The organism is Streptomyces sp. NPDC051987 (genome assembly GCF_040680735.1).
Lineage (GTDB): Bacteria > Actinomycetota > Actinomycetes > Streptomycetales > Streptomycetaceae > Streptomyces.
Map to the genome: position 1 here is coordinate 1 of NZ_JBFAXI010000145.1, position 13618 is coordinate 13618.

The following is a 13618-nucleotide window of genomic DNA, read 5'->3' on the forward strand; positions in this document are numbered from 1 at the left end:
ACGACCCGGCCGCCGGCCGGGTCGTCACCCACGGGCCGCTGTGCATCGACCCCGGCGCCCGCACGGCCACCCTCGACGGACGGCCGTTGGACCTGACGCGCAAGGAGTTCGACCTCCTGCACCTGCTGGCCTCGCAGCCCAGTACGGTGATCCCGCGCCGTCAGATCATGGCCCAGGTGTGGGACGATGCGTGGTCGCCGCGGGGCCGCACGGTCGACACCCACGTGGGCACCCTGCGCGCCAAGCTGGGCTCCAGTGCCTGGATCGTCACCGTCCGCGGGGTCGGTTTCCGGATCGGCAGCCCCTAGCCTCCCGCCCGTTTCCCGAGGTCGCGCGGGTGTCGGCGGCCGTCCGTGAAACGCTTTCTGACAACTCCCGGCGCGGTACTGACCGTGGGCCGTCCGTGCGGCTTACGATACAGACCAGTCTGTTGAATTCGGCGGGAGAGCGTAAGGATCTGGCATGGCTCAGCAGGAACGCGGCAAGCGGTCACGGTGGTCGATCCTGGAGGCGGCGGCCCAGGTCTTCGACGAGCGCGGCTACGACGCCGCCAGCACCAACGAGATACTGGCGAGGACGGGACTCACCCGGGGCTCCCTCTACCACCACTTCCCCTCCAAGGAGGCCATCGCGCTGGCCCTGGTGCAGGCCCACGCCGAGGCCCTGCAGGTGCCCGACCGGCCGGTCAGGCTGCAGTCGGTGATCGACCTGACCCTGGAGTTCGCCCGGCGCCTCCAGCACGACGCGGTGCTGCGCGCGAGCGTGCGGCTGACCACGGAGCAGACGTCGTTCGACTGCCCGCCCCAGACCACCTACGAACAGTCCATGGACACCATCCTGGCGCTGCTCCAGGAGGCCGAGAAGCGGGACGAGATCCTGCCGGGGGTGGACGTGCGCGAGGCCACCGCGCTCATCGTCGGCTCCTTCACCGGCCTGCAGATCATGTCCCAGGCCTACACCGGCCGCGCCGACCTGCCCGAACGCACCAGCGTCTTCTGGAAGTTCATGCTGCCCGGCCTCGCCACACCGGGCCTGGTCGGGCGGCTGCGCATCACGCCGCCCGCGGAGTGACCGACCGCCTCAGAGCCTGCGCTCGCCGCCCCGGCCCGGCGGCCGGTCCCGGTCGAACAGCGGGCGCAGCAGCCGCCACAGGCGCTGGGTGATCTCGCCGTCCCACCAGCCCGGGTCGGTGTGTCCCAGGGTCTCGATGCCCGCGGCCATCACCACGGCCAGGTCCGCGAGGTCCTCGGCCGGCTCCTCCGACTCCTGCTGGGACTCCGTGACCCGCTCGTGGACCGCGGCCAGCAGGTCGTCCCGCAGCCGGGGCGGGCCGGCCGAACCGTCCGCGGCCAGCTGCATGCCTGCCCGGACGACCTTCTCGGTGCGCATCGCCTCGCCGAGCGCGAACAGGAAGCGTTCGGGTGCGTCCGCCACCGGGCCTTTGAAGGCCTCCTCGGTCAGCGCCTCCACCCGCGCTCGCGCCTCCTCGTACACGGCGGCGGTCAGTGCGGTCGTGGAGGAGAAGTGGTGGTACAGCGCACCCCGGCTCACCCCGGCCCGGCGGCAGATGTTGACCAGCCCCGCGTCGGACAGCCGGCCGTCGGCGATGAGCTCGGCGGTGGCATGGACGAGAGCCTGACGCGTGTGCTCGGATCGCGCCTGCATCGGGTCGTACCCGCCTTCCCTGCCGACAGTGTGCCCGGCGCATGCGCGGTCCGCGGGCACCGGAGCCAATGGTGGTAAGAATCATACAACCATGCCTGTTTCAGGGGAGGGGTCCGGGAGAGATGCACCTCCTCATGATCTGCACAGGATCCGAACGTCCCTGGCGGAAGGGGTGCTTGTCCGGAAACGTGCGCGACAGGAGGAGGCCAGGGATGATCCTCAATCAGACAGGTCTGTTTGTAAAAGTGATCAAATCTGGCCACTTGACATGGGTTTGACACTCCGCTGACAGAACTGCGGAGGATTGTGGGAACCCTGAACCGCCGTGCGTTGAAGCGGCCGCCGGCCCCCGTGAGACTGGAGGCAGTTCCACACGGACCGAGGATTCGGGGGATCCGAATGGAAGAGCCGGAGCGACTCACGGACGACCACGCCAGCCGCGACTGCCGCAACCGCTGCGGCCGGATCTGCGCCCGCTGCCTGGACCGGATCGACGGCGGACTGCGCACCCTGCTCGACCTGTACCGGGAGAGCGACCAGGCGCTGGTGCCCGGGGCGCCGGTGCTGCGTGAGCGGGTCAGCGGCAGCCGCGCCACCGTCGGCATCGTGCTCGACGAACAGGCGCTGGCCCTGCGCACCCGGGCGGCGGAGGTCCTGGCGCTGTGGGCACGGCTCGTCGTGGACGAGCGTACCGGCGCCCGGCCGGCCGGACGCGGGCTGGCCGTGCTGGTCGGGTTCCTGCGCGGGCAGCTGCCCTGGTTCGCCGGGCACCCGGCGGGCGTGGACCTCGACGAGGAACTCGCCGAACTCCTCGCCGACTTCCGCCACCTGCTCGGCCCGGCGCCGGTGCGCCGGTTCGCCCTCGGCCCGTGCACCCGGCCGGAGTGCGCGGGGACGCTCTACGGCGTCCTGTCGGCGGAGGGCGGCGACCGGGTGCCGGACCAGGTCGCCTGCGACACCGGCCACGCGCTGCCGCCGCGCCAGTGGCTGCTGGTCGCGGGCCGCGTCAGGGAGGCGGCGACGACATGACGGAACCGAAGCCGCGCACGGTGACGACCGAACTGGCGGCCCTCGCCATGGGGGTCAGTCAGGCGACCATCCGCAAATGGGCCAGCCGCGGAAAACTCACCCGGCACGGCGGCCCCCGGCGAGCCGAATACGACCTCGACGAACTCTTCGCACTCGCCCGCAGGAACGAGACCGAATAACGGGAAGCGCGAAGTGCCATCCCCTGTCCGGAGGGAATTCGAGTAACCCCTCGGCCGTCCCCCTCCGTACGCCCCGACCGCCACCCCCGAGGAAAACCGGATCCGTGCGGGGATCCGGTGCGAAGCAGCCCCCGCGGCCCATCCCCCCCGGCCGCGGGGGCTGCTTCGGTTTACCCGCCTAATCATCAACTCGCTTCATTTAAGGGTAAGTTGACGCACCCGAACAGAGGTGTCACACTCTTTTCGGCGCCCCCATGCCCGGACGGCGGTGGCGCCTTGGCCGGGCCGCTGCTTTCGCGCCCGTGGCCCTTCTCGAAATCCGAATCCGTGTCCCCGCCGGGGGCGCGGATTTCTTGTTTTCCCTCCGCCCCGACTTGAGGAAGTGTGGTCGATGCCTGTTTCCACCTGGACACCCGTCGGTCAATGGACGGGTACGGTCACGCACGACGGCGAAGTGGACGAGTACACCGTCGCCTTCGCCCCGGACGGCTCGCTCTCGGTCACCACGCGCAAGAGCACCGGCACCGGCGCCTGGACCGTCACCGGCGACGACTCGCTGGAGTTCTCGCTGCGCGAGGACTTCAACCTCGACGTCACCCAGATCAGCCCCAACGGCCACCGGGCCGCGTACATCCAGATCGACATCACCGCACGCCACGACGGCGACGCGCTCACCGGCGAGGGCAAGGCCGTCGTGCACGGCCCCGACGACGTCGTGATCTACGCGACGGACGCCCGGACCGAAGCGCGCCGGGTGTCATGACGGCCGAGGTCGCCCGGCTCACCGACGTGCTGAGCCTGCGGGACCTGGCCGGGCGCTATCTGGCCGGCCTCGACGAGGGCGGCTTCGACGAGACCTGGGCGAGGTCCCTGTTCACCGAGGACGTCGAGATGACGTTCCCGGTCGGCAGCCACCAGGGCCTCGCCGGGGTGGCCGGCTTCACCACCGAGATCATGGCGCGCTGGGGCCGCACCCACCACCACGGCTCGGAGACCCAGGTCGACGTCGACGGCGACCGGGCCGAGCTGAGCTGGAGCCTGATCGCCTCCCACGTGCACCACGGCTCGCCGCTGCCGCCGGACCCCACCCAGTACTTCCAGCTCGGCGGCCGGTTCACCGGCACGGCCCGGCGCACCCCCGACGGCTGGCGCTTCGACCGGCTGCGGCTGCGGATCGTGTGGACCACCGGTGCCGTGCCCAGGGGAGTGACCCAGGTCGACCGACAGACCCTCGACACCCGGGGAAACCCGCCCACTTCAGCAGAGGAGAACCCACCCATGCCGATCACGCTCACCGCCGACCAGCAGAAGGAACTGATCGAGAAGGTCTTCCACGAGGGCCTGGACCTCGGCGACCTGTCGGCCGCCGACCGCTACCTCACCGCCGACTTCCGCAACCACGGCAGCCACGACGACTCCATGCGCGGCCCGGAGGCGTTCAAGCACACCATCCGGATCCAGCAGTCCGCGTTCAGCGACATCAAGTACGAGATCCTCGACTTCATCTCGATGGGCGACAAGGCCGCCATCCGCTGGGTCATGCACGGTCGGCACACCGGCCCGTTCATCGGCATCCAGCCGACCGGGCTGCAGGTGCAGCACCAGGCGATCATCTGGTTCCGCTTCGAGGGCGACCGGATCGCCGAGCGCTGGGGCATCGTCGACAACTTCGCCCTGGAGCGCTTCCTCAAGTCCGGCGGCAAGCCGGCCGGCCCGCTGACCCCGGCCGGCGGTCCGGGTGCGGGCAAGCCCGCGGCCTGATCCGCCACCCCGGCCGCGCCCGGCCCCCGCTGACGGCGGCGGGGGCCGGGCGCCGTACCCCGGCCGTCCTCCTACGGAACCGAAGGACCCGACCGAGCAAGGGACTCGAGACATGCCGATCGACAGGAAAGTCGCCCGCTTCAACCGGCGGTTCGCCAACCATCTCGTCGGGCCGCTGTTCAGCCGGCTGCCCGGTTTCGGGAAGGTCCACCACCGCGGCCGCAAGTCGGGGCGCGAGTTCACCACGCCCGTCAAGCTGTTCCGGCGCGGCGCGGACATCGTCATCACGCTGCCGTACGGACCCGGCTCCGACTGGGTCAAGAACGTGCTGGCGGCGGGCGGTTGCGAGATCACCACGCGCGGCCGCCGGATCCAGGTCACCGCGCCGGTGGTCTTCACCGACGACGGCACGACGAAGATGCCCGCCCTGACCCGGCGGATCCTCTCCCGGGTCGAGGCCACCGAGTTCCTCGCGCTGACGCCGGTGCAGGAACCGGCGCGGCTGCGGGCGGCCCGGCCGTGACCGCCGCCGGCCTGGTCACCCGGCCGGTGCGGGTGGCGCTGCTGGTCGGCTCCGCCCGCGACGGGCGGCTCGCCCCGGACGTCGCGGGCTGGTTCGCGCGGGTGGCCGCCCGCCGCGACGACCTGGTCCTGGACGTCGTCGACGTGGCCGAGCACCCGCTCCCGGCGAGCCTCGACGCGACCGACCCGCTGGTCGCGGCACTGCGGCCCCGGCTGGCCGGGGCGGACGCGTACGTGGTCGTCGTACCGGAGTACAACCGCAGCGTGCCCGGCCCGCTGAAGACCCTCATCGACAGCTTCCAGACCGAGTGGGAGGCCAAACCGGTCGGCTTCGTCGGCTACGGCCTCGGCATGGCCGGCGGGGTGCGCGCGATCGAGCACCTGCGGCAGATCTTCGCCGAGTTCCACTGCGTGGGAATGAAGGACGTCGTGACCTTTCCGCGGGTGCTGGAGCACTACGACGCGGAGGGCCGCTTCGCGGCCGACGCCGACGGGGCCGAGTCCGCGGCCAAGCTGATGCTGGACCAGCTCACGTGGTGGGCGACCGCGCTGCGCGAGGCCAAGGCCACGCGCCCCTACGGCACTTGAGCATTCCGGCGCCGACAACGCGCCCCGCAGGGGCGCGGGGAACTGCGCGACCAGCCACATCGGACCTTCGGCCGGTCCATCACGGATCGCGGCACTTTCTGCGCGTCCGCCGTGCAGGGCACGGCCGCCGGGCGGCTGCGGCGCCGTCGTGGCTGACCGCGCGGTTCCCCGCGCCCCTGACGGGGCGCGTCACCTGATCCCCCTGCATGAGGAGAACGCGATGGCTGCCGCCGCCCCAGATCCGCTCACCCCGCTACTCGTCGCCGTGCCCGGTGTGATCCTTGCCTGCCGGGCCGGTGCGCAGCTTCTCAAGCGGTTCGGGCAACCCCCTGTCGTCGGCGAGATACTCGTCGGCATCCTGTTCGGCCCGTCCCTGCTGGGCTGGCTCTGGCCCGGCGCCCAGGCGTGGCTGTTCCCGCAGTCGGCGCTGCCGTACGTCGGCGTGCTCGGGAACATCGGCCTGCTCGTCTTCATGTTCCTCGTCGGACTCGAACTCGACCTCACCTCCCTGCGCGGCAACAGCAGAACTGCCGTCGCCGTCTCCCAGGCCGGCATCGCGCTGCCCCTGCTGCTGGGCACGCTGCTGGCCCTCGGCATGTACGGCGACTTCGCGCCGCCCGGCACCGGAAAGCCGCCGTTCGTGCTGTTCATCGCGGTGTCGATGAGCATCACCGCGTTCCCGGTGCTGGCCCGCATCCTGACCGACCGCGGCCTGTACCGGACCCGGGTCGGCGCGCTCGCCATGGCCAGCGCGGCCGTGGACGACGTCAGCGCCTGGTGCCTGCTGGCGGCCGTGGTGGCGGTGACGAAGAGCAGCTCGCCCCTGGAGGCCCTGACGACCGCCGGGTACGCGCTCGTCTTCACCGCCGTGATGTTCCTCGTCGTACGCCCGCTGCTGGCCAGGTGGGCGGAGCGGGCGGGACGCCGGTACGCCGACGGAGTCGTGCTGGTCGTGCTGTTCAGCGGGTTGAGCCTGGCCGCGTACGCCACCGACCGGATCGGCGTGCACGCGTTGTTCGGCGCGTTCCTGTTCGGCGTGGTCACCCCGCGGGGCAGCCGGCGGATCGAGGCCACCGCGGCCCGGATGCGGGCCTTCACGGTGCCGGTGCTGCTGCCGCTGTTCTTCGTCAGCACCGGGCTGAAGACCGACGTGCGGCTGCTGGGCGGCAGCGGCACCCAGTGGCTGTGGGCGGCGGCCGTGCTCGCGGTCGCCGTGGCCGGCAAGTGGGGCGGCGGCACGCTCGCGGCCCGGCTCTCCGGCCGGGACTGGCGGGACGCCATGTCGCTGGGCGCGCTGATGAACTGCCGGGGCCTGACCGAGCTGATCGTGCTCAACATCGGCCTCGGGCTCGGGGTCATCGGGCCCGAGCTGTTCACCGTCCTCGTGCTGATGGCGCTGCTCACCACGGCCATGACCACCCCCGCGCTGACCCGGATCCGCAAGGGGATCGACGAGGACCTCGGCCGGGAACCGGCCGGAATCAGCCAGGAAGAGCCCGTCCTCGAGACCGCGAGAGGCCACTGACCTGCGCCTTCGGGCGCGGCAGCGGCGTCGGCCCCCGACCGGCGAATAGTTTCAGCCCTGATGGTTGGAACATTGCTAGTTGGAAGCTTGATAGATAAGCGGGTTGACGATACTCTCGCAGTACGACGACGAAGCAGTGAGGGAGAGAACGATGAGCCAGGACTTCAAGAACCTCGACATGACGATGATGTTCGCGATCCACGACGCGCTCCGCCGCGAGCTGGAGCGCATCGCCCGGATCACCGCGCGGGTCGACGAGGACCCCCGGCACGTCCTGAGCACCGCGGTCGGCTGGGAGCTGTTCAAGAAGTTCCTGACCATCCACCACGTCTCCGAGGACGTGAAGATCTGGCCGGTCATGGAGGCGGCGCTGGCCGGCCAGGACGCCGAGCTGGCCCTGCTCGCCGACATGGAGGCCGAGCACGGCGTCATCGACCCGCTGCTCGCCGACATCGACGCCGCCCTCGCCGACCGGGAGTCCGGCCTGGAGCGCCTGACCGGCCTGACCGACACCCTCTACACCAAGCTCGGCGCCCACCTCGACCACGAGGAGCGGGACGCCCTGCAGCTGATGGACATCACCCTCACCCAGCAGCAGTGGCAGGACTTCTCCGCCGAACAGCGCACCCGCGTCGGTGACGACTCCGCCCGCTACCTGCCCTGGATGCTCGACGACATCGACGCCGCGAAGGTCGCGAACATCCTCGGCAAGATGCCCGAACCGCTGCGCAACGCCTACGAGAACGACTGGCGCAAGGCCTACGAGGACCTCGCCATCTGGACCCCCAGGACCGCCACCACCAGCCGCTGACCCGGATCCCCGAGGGCTCCGCTCGACACCCCCCTTCCTGAGACAACCCAGACAGACACGGAGACATCCCATGTCGCTGCAAGACCGCACTCAGGCCGTCCCCAAGGCCGCGGCCCCGCCGCAGCAGGACGGCAAACTCGGACTGGCGTTGCTCGTGATCGCCGCGGCCCAGCTCATGCTCGTCCTCGACAACACGATCGTCGCCGTCGCCCTGCCCAGCATGCAGAGCGCCCTCGGGCTCAGCGAGTCCGGCCTCGGCTGGATCGTCACCGCCTACGCCCTGGCCTTCGGCGGTCTGCTGCTGGCCGGCGGCCGGGCCGGTGACCTCTTCGGCCGCCGCCGGGTCTTCCGCACCGGACTCGTCCTCTTCACCGCCGCCTCGCTGCTCGGCGGCCTCGCCCAGAGCGGCGAACTGCTCATCGCCGCCCGGGTGATCCAGGGCGCGGGCGCCGCCATCGCCGCCCCCACCGCGCTGTCCCTGCTGGCCACCACCTTCCCGGCAGGCCCGGCCCGCAACAAGGCGCTCGGCGTCTACGGCGCGATGGGCGGCCTCGGCTCGGTCGTCGGCCTGCTGCTCGGCGGCGCGCTCACCGAGTACCTGAGCTGGCGCTGGGTGATGTTCGTGAACATCCCGATCGCGCTGGCCGTCCTGTTCGGCACCGGCGTCCTCGTCGAGGGCGAGCGCGAGCGCGGCAAGGTCGACGTGCCCGGCGCGCTCACCGCCACCCTGGGCTTCGGCTCGCTCGTCTACGCCATCAACCGCGCCGGCGACAAGGGCTTCGGTGACGGCGTCACCCTGATCGGCCTGGGCGTCGCACTCGTCCTCATCCTCGCCTTCGTCCTCATCCAGCGCGCCGCCGCGGCGCCGATGATCCCGCGCGGGGTGCTCGCCGACCGCAGCCGCGTCGGCGCCAACCTGATCATGTTCCTGGTCGGCGCGGGCATGCTCGCCACCTTCTACTTCCTCACCCTCTACATGCAGGTGGTCAAGGGCTACGCCCCCATGGTCACCGGCGTCGCCTACCTGCCCTTCGCGCTCGGCATGGGCATCGCGGCCGGCGGCGTCGGCCCGCAGCTGCTCGCCAAGCTCCCCGAGCGCAACGTGATCGCCCTCGGTCTGCTGATCGGCACCGCCGGCATGGTCTGGTTCAGCTTCATCGAGCCCGGCCAGACCCCGTGGGCCGCGCTGCTGCCCGCCCAGCTGGTCGCCGGTCTCGGCCTCGGCATGGTCTTCGTGGCCGTGACCATCGTCAGTGTCCGCGGGGTCGCCCCGCAGGCCACCGGCGCGGCCTCCGGCCTGGTCAACACCGCCCAGCAGATCGGTGGCGCCATCGGCTTGGCCGCCCTGGCCGCGGCCGCCACCGCCATCACCAACCACGAGCTGCCGGGCAGCGTCCCGCACGCCCTCACCACCGGCTACTCGTACGGTTTCCTGCTCGGCGGCGGCCTCTACCTGCTGGCCCTGATCGTGGCCCTGGCCACCCTCCCGGGCACCCGCCCCCAGCACCAGGACGCCGAGCACCCGCCCGTCGCCCTGTGACCGACCCCGGCGGCCCCGCTCTGCCCACATCCGGGCGGGGCCGCCGGTTCCCGGTGCCGGTCCTGGTTCCTCGTGCCGGTGCCGGAGCCGGCCGGGTGGCCGCCGATATACTCGGGCAGGAGGTGCTGTCTTGCGGTACGAGAGCGACGACGATCGCAGCCCGGTGACCGGGACCGAGCGGACCGCGGAGGTCCCCGGAGTCCTCCCGGAGTCGCTCACCGGCTTCATCGGCTACCTCCTGCGCCGCGTCTACGCCCAGTTCTCCGCCACCGACGACGGCGACGGCGGCGACTCCCGCGACTTCCTGGTCCTCGACGCGCTCGCCGGCCGCGACTGGGAGTCCCAGCTCGACCTCGCCGAGCGGCTCGGCATCAACCGCACCATCATGGTCGGCGTCATCGACCGCCTGGAGGCCCGCGACCAGGTCCGGCGGACCCGTAACCCCGACAACCGGCGCCAGTACGTGCTCTCCCTGACCGACAAGGGCCGCGAGGCCGTCGAGGCCAGCCGGCGGGCGGTCGCCGAGCGGGACGCCCGGCTCACCGCCGTGCTGACCGAGGAGGAGACCGCCCGGCTCGACGAGCTGCTGGCCCGGCTGCTGCCCGAATCGGCGCAGCCCCTCGTGCAGGGCACCGAGTACCTGGTCGCCCAGGCCCACCACCGGCTGCGCAGGCACGGCGACGACAAGCTGGCCGGCACCGGCCTCAGGGTGCGGCACTACGGCCCGCTGTACGCCCTCGACGTGCTCGGGCCCATCGCCCAGCAGCGGCTCGCCGAACTGCTCGCCATCACCGGGCCCGCCGCCTCCCAGCTCGTCGACGAACTGGTGAAGCTGGGCCTGGTGCGCCGCGGCCGCGACCCGCACGACCGGCGCCGGTACGCCCTGGAGGTGACCGACCTCGGCCGTGAGCAGCTCGGTGTCGTGGCCCGCGCCGTAGCGGGGCTCGCCGTGGACGTCGCCGCCATGCTCGGACCCGGCGGCGAGGAGGAACTGCGCGGACTGCTGCTGAAACTCCTGGCCCCGACACATTCCGGTCCCGCGTTCACGGAGGACACCGGAAAAGCCAAGTCATCAATTCCCGCCAGGGGTTGACCCTCTGGCCAAAGGCTGTCACGCTTGATCCGGCGGATCCTCCGCGCCCTTTTCAAGGCTCTTCGCACCGCTCTTCCGAATTCCTCCGGAAGGGCCGCGAGGGGCCTTTTTTCATGCTGATTTCCGCATGCTGATTTCCCGTTGCGCACCGCCCCTCGACGAAGGAGACAGTCATGGTCGCCCAGAAGACCGACGGCGCGCCGGAACCGGCGCGCACACCCGAGGACATGACCTTCGACGTCATCATCCTCGGCTCGGGCCTCGCCGGCTCCGTCACCGGTGCCATCCTGGCCAAACACGGCGCCAAGGTGCTGCTGGTCGACGCGGCCGCGCACCCGCGCTTCGCCATCGGCGAGTCCATGACCCCACAGCTCGTGGAATGGATCCACATCCTCTCCGAACGCCATGACATTCCCGAGCTGAAAAGCCTGGCGAGTGTCGAGGCCTCCACCCGCGACATCGGCCCGACCTTCGGCACGAAGGCGCACTTCGGTTTCATGAAGCACGAGGTCGGAAAAGAGCCGAACCCGCGTGAGGCCACCCAGCTCGCACTGCCGAAGATATTCCACCAGAACAGCCACATGTTCCGGCAGGACAGCGACTCCTTCATGTTCCACGTGGCCGTCAAGTACGGCTGCACCCCCCGGCAGAACTGGCGGGCGAACGAGGTCGACTTCGACGACGACGGCGTGAGCGTCCTCGGCCGCAGCGCCGCCCCCGGCGCCGAACCGGAGCTGTACCGGGCCAAGTACCTGGTGGACGCCTCCGGCTTCCGCTCCCCGCTCGCCGACAAGTTCGACCTGCGCGACAAGCCCACCGCCCGCTTCAAGCACCACTCCCGCTCGATGTTCACGCACTACGTCGGGATCAAGCGGTTCGACGACGTCAGCGGCCACCCCCAGGAGCTGCGCCCGCCGGCCGACTGGCACACCGGCACCATGCACCACCTCATCGAGCGCGGCTGGTTCTGGATCATCCCCTTCGACAACCACCCCAAGTCCCGCAACCCGCTGTGCAGCGTCGGCCTGACGATCGACGAGCGGACCTACCCCAAGCCCAAGGACCTCACCCCGGAGCAGGAGTTCCAGTCCTTCCTCGACAAGTACCCGGCGGTGAAGCGGCAGTTCGACGGCGCCACCCGGGTCCGCGAGTGGATCTCCACCGACCGGCTGCAGTACTCCTCGAAGCAGACCATCGGCGACCGCTGGTGCCTGATGTCCCACGCGGCCGGCTTCCTCGACCCGCTGTTCTCCCGCGGCCTGTCCAACACCATGGAGGTCGTCGACGCGCTCACCTCCCGGCTGATCCCCGCCCTGAAGGACGGCGACTTCTCCGCCGAGCGCTTCGCGTACGTCGAACGCGTCGAGCAGGGCCTGCTGCAGTACAACGACGACCTGGTCAACAGCTCCTTCATCGCCTTCTCCCACTTCCGGCTGTGGAACGCGGTCTTCCGGGTCTGGGGCTCCTTCATCACGCCCGGCACCATGCGGCTGACCCGGGCCCGCCTCAAGCACTTCAAGGACCACGACGTCCGCCACTTCGACGAACTGGAGAAGGTGCCCTATCCGGGCCTGTGGTGGCCGCAGAGCGACTCCTTCAAGCGGATCCTGGAGACCACCGCCGAGACCTGCGAGAAGTACGAGGCCGGCGCGCTCACCGGCGACGAGGCCGCCGACATCGTCTTCGGGCTGCTGAAGGAGTCCCCGGTCGTCAACCCGGTCTTCGGCTGGAAGGACGAGGAGCGGCGGTTCATCTACCCGTCCACGCTGACCATGGCCCGCTTCCTGTACTGGGCCTCCGTCGAGGCGCCCGCCGAGATGAACAGCGTCGGCCGCGAGTTCCTGCTCGGCATCCTCAAGGCCGGCGCGAAGGTCCGCAAGCTCCTGTGACCCCTCCCGGAACGGCCCCGGCAAGGCCTCCGGATAGTCCCCCTCGGAAAGGCCCCTCCCAGAAAGGGACGCGCATGTCCGCAGCAGCGCGGTCGCTGACCCGCGCCGAAGAAGAGACCCGGATCGTCCAACCGCTGGACCTGCGCCGCGTGTGCGGCCTGTTCACGACCGGCGTCACGGTCATCACCACCGGCCCCGACGGCGACGCGGACGGCACCACCGTCAACTCGTTCACCTCGGTCTCGCTGGAACCCCCGCTGGTGCTGTTCTGCCTGCACCGGCAGTCCCGGCTGCACACGCTCCTGGAGCGCAGCGGCGGCTTCACCGTGAACTTCCTGTCCGGCCGCCAGCAGCCGCTGGCCCGGCACTTCGCCGGGCGCCGGGCCACCACCGGCGCGGGCGCCTTCGACGGCGTCCCGCACCACTTCACCGAGGACGGGCTGCCCGTGCTCAGCGAGGCCCTCGCCCACCTGACGTGCACCACCGTCGACGTGCACAGCGCCGGCGACCACGACATCGTCATCGGCGAGGTGGTGGAGCTGGGCGTGCCCGAGCACGGCCTGGAACCGCTGATCTTCTTCGACGGCTCCCTGGGCCCGCTGGAGACCGGCGCGGAAGGCTTCCAGCACACCCGGCAGGCGTCCTGACATGCGCAGAGTGCTCATCGCCAACCGTGGCGAGATAGCCGTACGCGTGGCCCGGGCCTGCCGGGACGCCGGGATCGCGAGCGTCGCCGTCTACGCGGACCCGGACCGGGACGCCCTGCACGTCCGGGCCGCCGACGCGGCCTTCGCGCTCGGCGGTGACACCCCGGCCACCAGCTACCTGGACATCGGAAAGGTCCTGCGGGCCGCCCGGGAGACCGGCGCGGACGCCGTCCACCCCGGCTACGGGTTCCTCTCCGAGAACGCGGAGTTCGCCCAGGCGGTCCTGGACGCGGGCCTGACCTGGATCGGCCCGCCGCCGCAGGCCATCCGCGACCTGGGCGACAAGGTGGCGGCCCGGCACATCGCCCA

At 71.0% G+C, this 13618-nt stretch carries 16 protein-coding genes; 15 read left to right on the top strand and 1 reads right to left on the bottom strand.

Features of this window, described 5'->3' with window-relative positions; genetic code table 11:
• Together AB0M11_RS39350 and AB0M11_RS39355 are read left to right on the top strand one after the other, a co-directional pair.
• The coding region (locus tag AB0M11_RS39350; protein WP_365713411.1) for a winged helix-turn-helix domain-containing protein at nucleotides 1–308 on the top strand (308 nt) is incomplete at its 5' end.
• Nucleotides 309–462: 154 nt separating this feature from the next.
• Nucleotides 463–1071 (top strand): ScbR family autoregulator-binding transcription factor, encoded by a 609-nt coding sequence (locus AB0M11_RS39355; protein ID WP_365713413.1) that lies wholly within the window; start codon nucleotides 463–465, stop codon nucleotides 1069–1071.
• Between the two features lie 9 nt (nucleotides 1072–1080).
• On the opposite strand, the gene AB0M11_RS39360 is transcribed toward AB0M11_RS39355, so the two are convergent.
• Nucleotides 1081–1665 (bottom strand): TetR/AcrR family transcriptional regulator, encoded by a 585-nt coding sequence (locus AB0M11_RS39360; protein ID WP_365713415.1) that lies wholly within the window; start codon nucleotides 1663–1665, stop codon nucleotides 1081–1083.
• A gap of 399 nt (nucleotides 1666–2064) precedes the next feature.
• Here AB0M11_RS39360 and AB0M11_RS39365 point away from each other — a divergent pair, with 399 nt between their 5' ends.
• From AB0M11_RS39365 to AB0M11_RS39425, 13 genes are all read left to right on the top strand, one after another.
• Nucleotides 2065–2694 (top strand): OvmZ protein, encoded by a 630-nt coding sequence (locus AB0M11_RS39365; protein ID WP_365713417.1) that lies wholly within the window; start codon nucleotides 2065–2067, stop codon nucleotides 2692–2694.
• The gene (locus AB0M11_RS39370) at nucleotides 2691–2873 is read left to right on the top strand and encodes a hypothetical protein (RefSeq protein ID WP_365713419.1); all 183 of its coding nucleotides are present in this window, start codon (nucleotides 2691–2693) and stop codon (nucleotides 2871–2873) included. The genes AB0M11_RS39365 and AB0M11_RS39370 overlap by 4 nt, the downstream gene beginning before the upstream one ends.
• A gap of 391 nt (nucleotides 2874–3264) precedes the next feature.
• The gene (locus AB0M11_RS39375; protein WP_256215980.1) at nucleotides 3265–3636 is read left to right on the top strand and encodes a dehydrogenase; all 372 of its coding nucleotides are present in this window, start codon (nucleotides 3265–3267) and stop codon (nucleotides 3634–3636) included.
• Nucleotides 3633–4634 (top strand): ester cyclase, encoded by a 1002-nt coding sequence (locus AB0M11_RS39380; RefSeq protein WP_365713421.1) that lies wholly within the window; start codon nucleotides 3633–3635, stop codon nucleotides 4632–4634. The genes AB0M11_RS39375 and AB0M11_RS39380 overlap by 4 nt, the downstream gene beginning before the upstream one ends.
• 112 nt (nucleotides 4635–4746) lie before the next feature.
• Nucleotides 4747–5157, top strand: coding sequence for a nitroreductase family deazaflavin-dependent oxidoreductase (locus AB0M11_RS39385; protein WP_365713423.1), 411 nt, complete (start codon nucleotides 4747–4749; stop codon nucleotides 5155–5157).
• Complete coding sequence (locus tag AB0M11_RS39390; protein WP_365713425.1) at nucleotides 5154–5744, top strand: NAD(P)H-dependent oxidoreductase; 591 nt, start codon at nucleotides 5154–5156, stop codon at nucleotides 5742–5744. The genes AB0M11_RS39385 and AB0M11_RS39390 overlap by 4 nt, the downstream gene beginning before the upstream one ends.
• A gap of 220 nt (nucleotides 5745–5964) precedes the next feature.
• Nucleotides 5965–7269, top strand: coding sequence for a cation:proton antiporter (locus tag AB0M11_RS39395; RefSeq protein WP_365713427.1), 1305 nt, complete (start codon nucleotides 5965–5967; stop codon nucleotides 7267–7269).
• A gap of 151 nt (nucleotides 7270–7420) precedes the next feature.
• Nucleotides 7421–8080: a hemerythrin domain-containing protein gene (locus tag AB0M11_RS39400; RefSeq protein ID WP_365713429.1), complete on the top strand. Its 660-nt coding sequence runs from the start codon at nucleotides 7421–7423 to the stop codon at nucleotides 8078–8080.
• Nucleotides 8081–8150: 70 nt separating this feature from the next.
• Nucleotides 8151–9620, top strand: coding sequence for an MFS transporter (locus AB0M11_RS39405; protein ID WP_365713431.1), 1470 nt, complete (start codon nucleotides 8151–8153; stop codon nucleotides 9618–9620).
• Nucleotides 9621–9783: 163 nt separating this feature from the next.
• A complete protein-coding gene (locus AB0M11_RS39410; protein WP_365713439.1) occupies nucleotides 9784–10713 on the top strand; it encodes a MarR family transcriptional regulator in 930 nt (309 codons plus the stop codon).
• Nucleotides 10714–10886: 173 nt separating this feature from the next.
• Complete coding sequence (locus tag AB0M11_RS39415) at nucleotides 10887–12602, top strand: FAD-dependent monooxygenase (protein WP_365713433.1); 1716 nt, start codon at nucleotides 10887–10889, stop codon at nucleotides 12600–12602.
• 74 nt (nucleotides 12603–12676) lie between these two features.
• Nucleotides 12677–13249: a flavin reductase family protein gene (locus tag AB0M11_RS39420; protein WP_365713435.1), complete on the top strand. Its 573-nt coding sequence runs from the start codon at nucleotides 12677–12679 to the stop codon at nucleotides 13247–13249.
• Nucleotide 13250: 1 nt separating this feature from the next.
• On the top strand, nucleotides 13251–13618 hold a 368-nt coding region (locus AB0M11_RS39425; RefSeq protein ID WP_365713437.1), incomplete at its 3' end, for a biotin carboxylase N-terminal domain-containing protein.

Bases quoted from the DNA above. Each gene is read 5' to 3' on its own strand.
- AB0M11_RS39355 (WP_365713413.1), top strand. From the start codon at position 463: ATGGCTCAGCAGGAACGCGGCAAGCGGTCACGGTGGTCGATCCTGGAG.
- AB0M11_RS39360 (WP_365713415.1), bottom strand. From the start codon at position 1,665: ATGCAGGCGCGATCCGAGCACACGCGTCAGGCTCTCGTCCATGCCACC.
- AB0M11_RS39365 (WP_365713417.1), top strand. From the start codon at position 2,065: ATGGAAGAGCCGGAGCGACTCACGGACGACCACGCCAGCCGCGACTGC.
- AB0M11_RS39370 (WP_365713419.1), top strand. From the start codon at position 2,691: ATGACGGAACCGAAGCCGCGCACGGTGACGACCGAACTGGCGGCCCTC.
- AB0M11_RS39375 (WP_256215980.1), top strand. From the start codon at position 3,265: ATGCCTGTTTCCACCTGGACACCCGTCGGTCAATGGACGGGTACGGTC.
- AB0M11_RS39380 (WP_365713421.1), top strand. From the start codon at position 3,633: ATGACGGCCGAGGTCGCCCGGCTCACCGACGTGCTGAGCCTGCGGGAC.
- AB0M11_RS39385 (WP_365713423.1), top strand. From the start codon at position 4,747: ATGCCGATCGACAGGAAAGTCGCCCGCTTCAACCGGCGGTTCGCCAAC.
- AB0M11_RS39395 (WP_365713427.1), top strand. From the start codon at position 5,965: ATGGCTGCCGCCGCCCCAGATCCGCTCACCCCGCTACTCGTCGCCGTG.
- AB0M11_RS39400 (WP_365713429.1), top strand. From the start codon at position 7,421: ATGAGCCAGGACTTCAAGAACCTCGACATGACGATGATGTTCGCGATC.
- AB0M11_RS39405 (WP_365713431.1), top strand. From the start codon at position 8,151: ATGTCGCTGCAAGACCGCACTCAGGCCGTCCCCAAGGCCGCGGCCCCG.
- AB0M11_RS39415 (WP_365713433.1), top strand. From the start codon at position 10,887: ATGGTCGCCCAGAAGACCGACGGCGCGCCGGAACCGGCGCGCACACCC.
- AB0M11_RS39420 (WP_365713435.1), top strand. From the start codon at position 12,677: ATGTCCGCAGCAGCGCGGTCGCTGACCCGCGCCGAAGAAGAGACCCGG.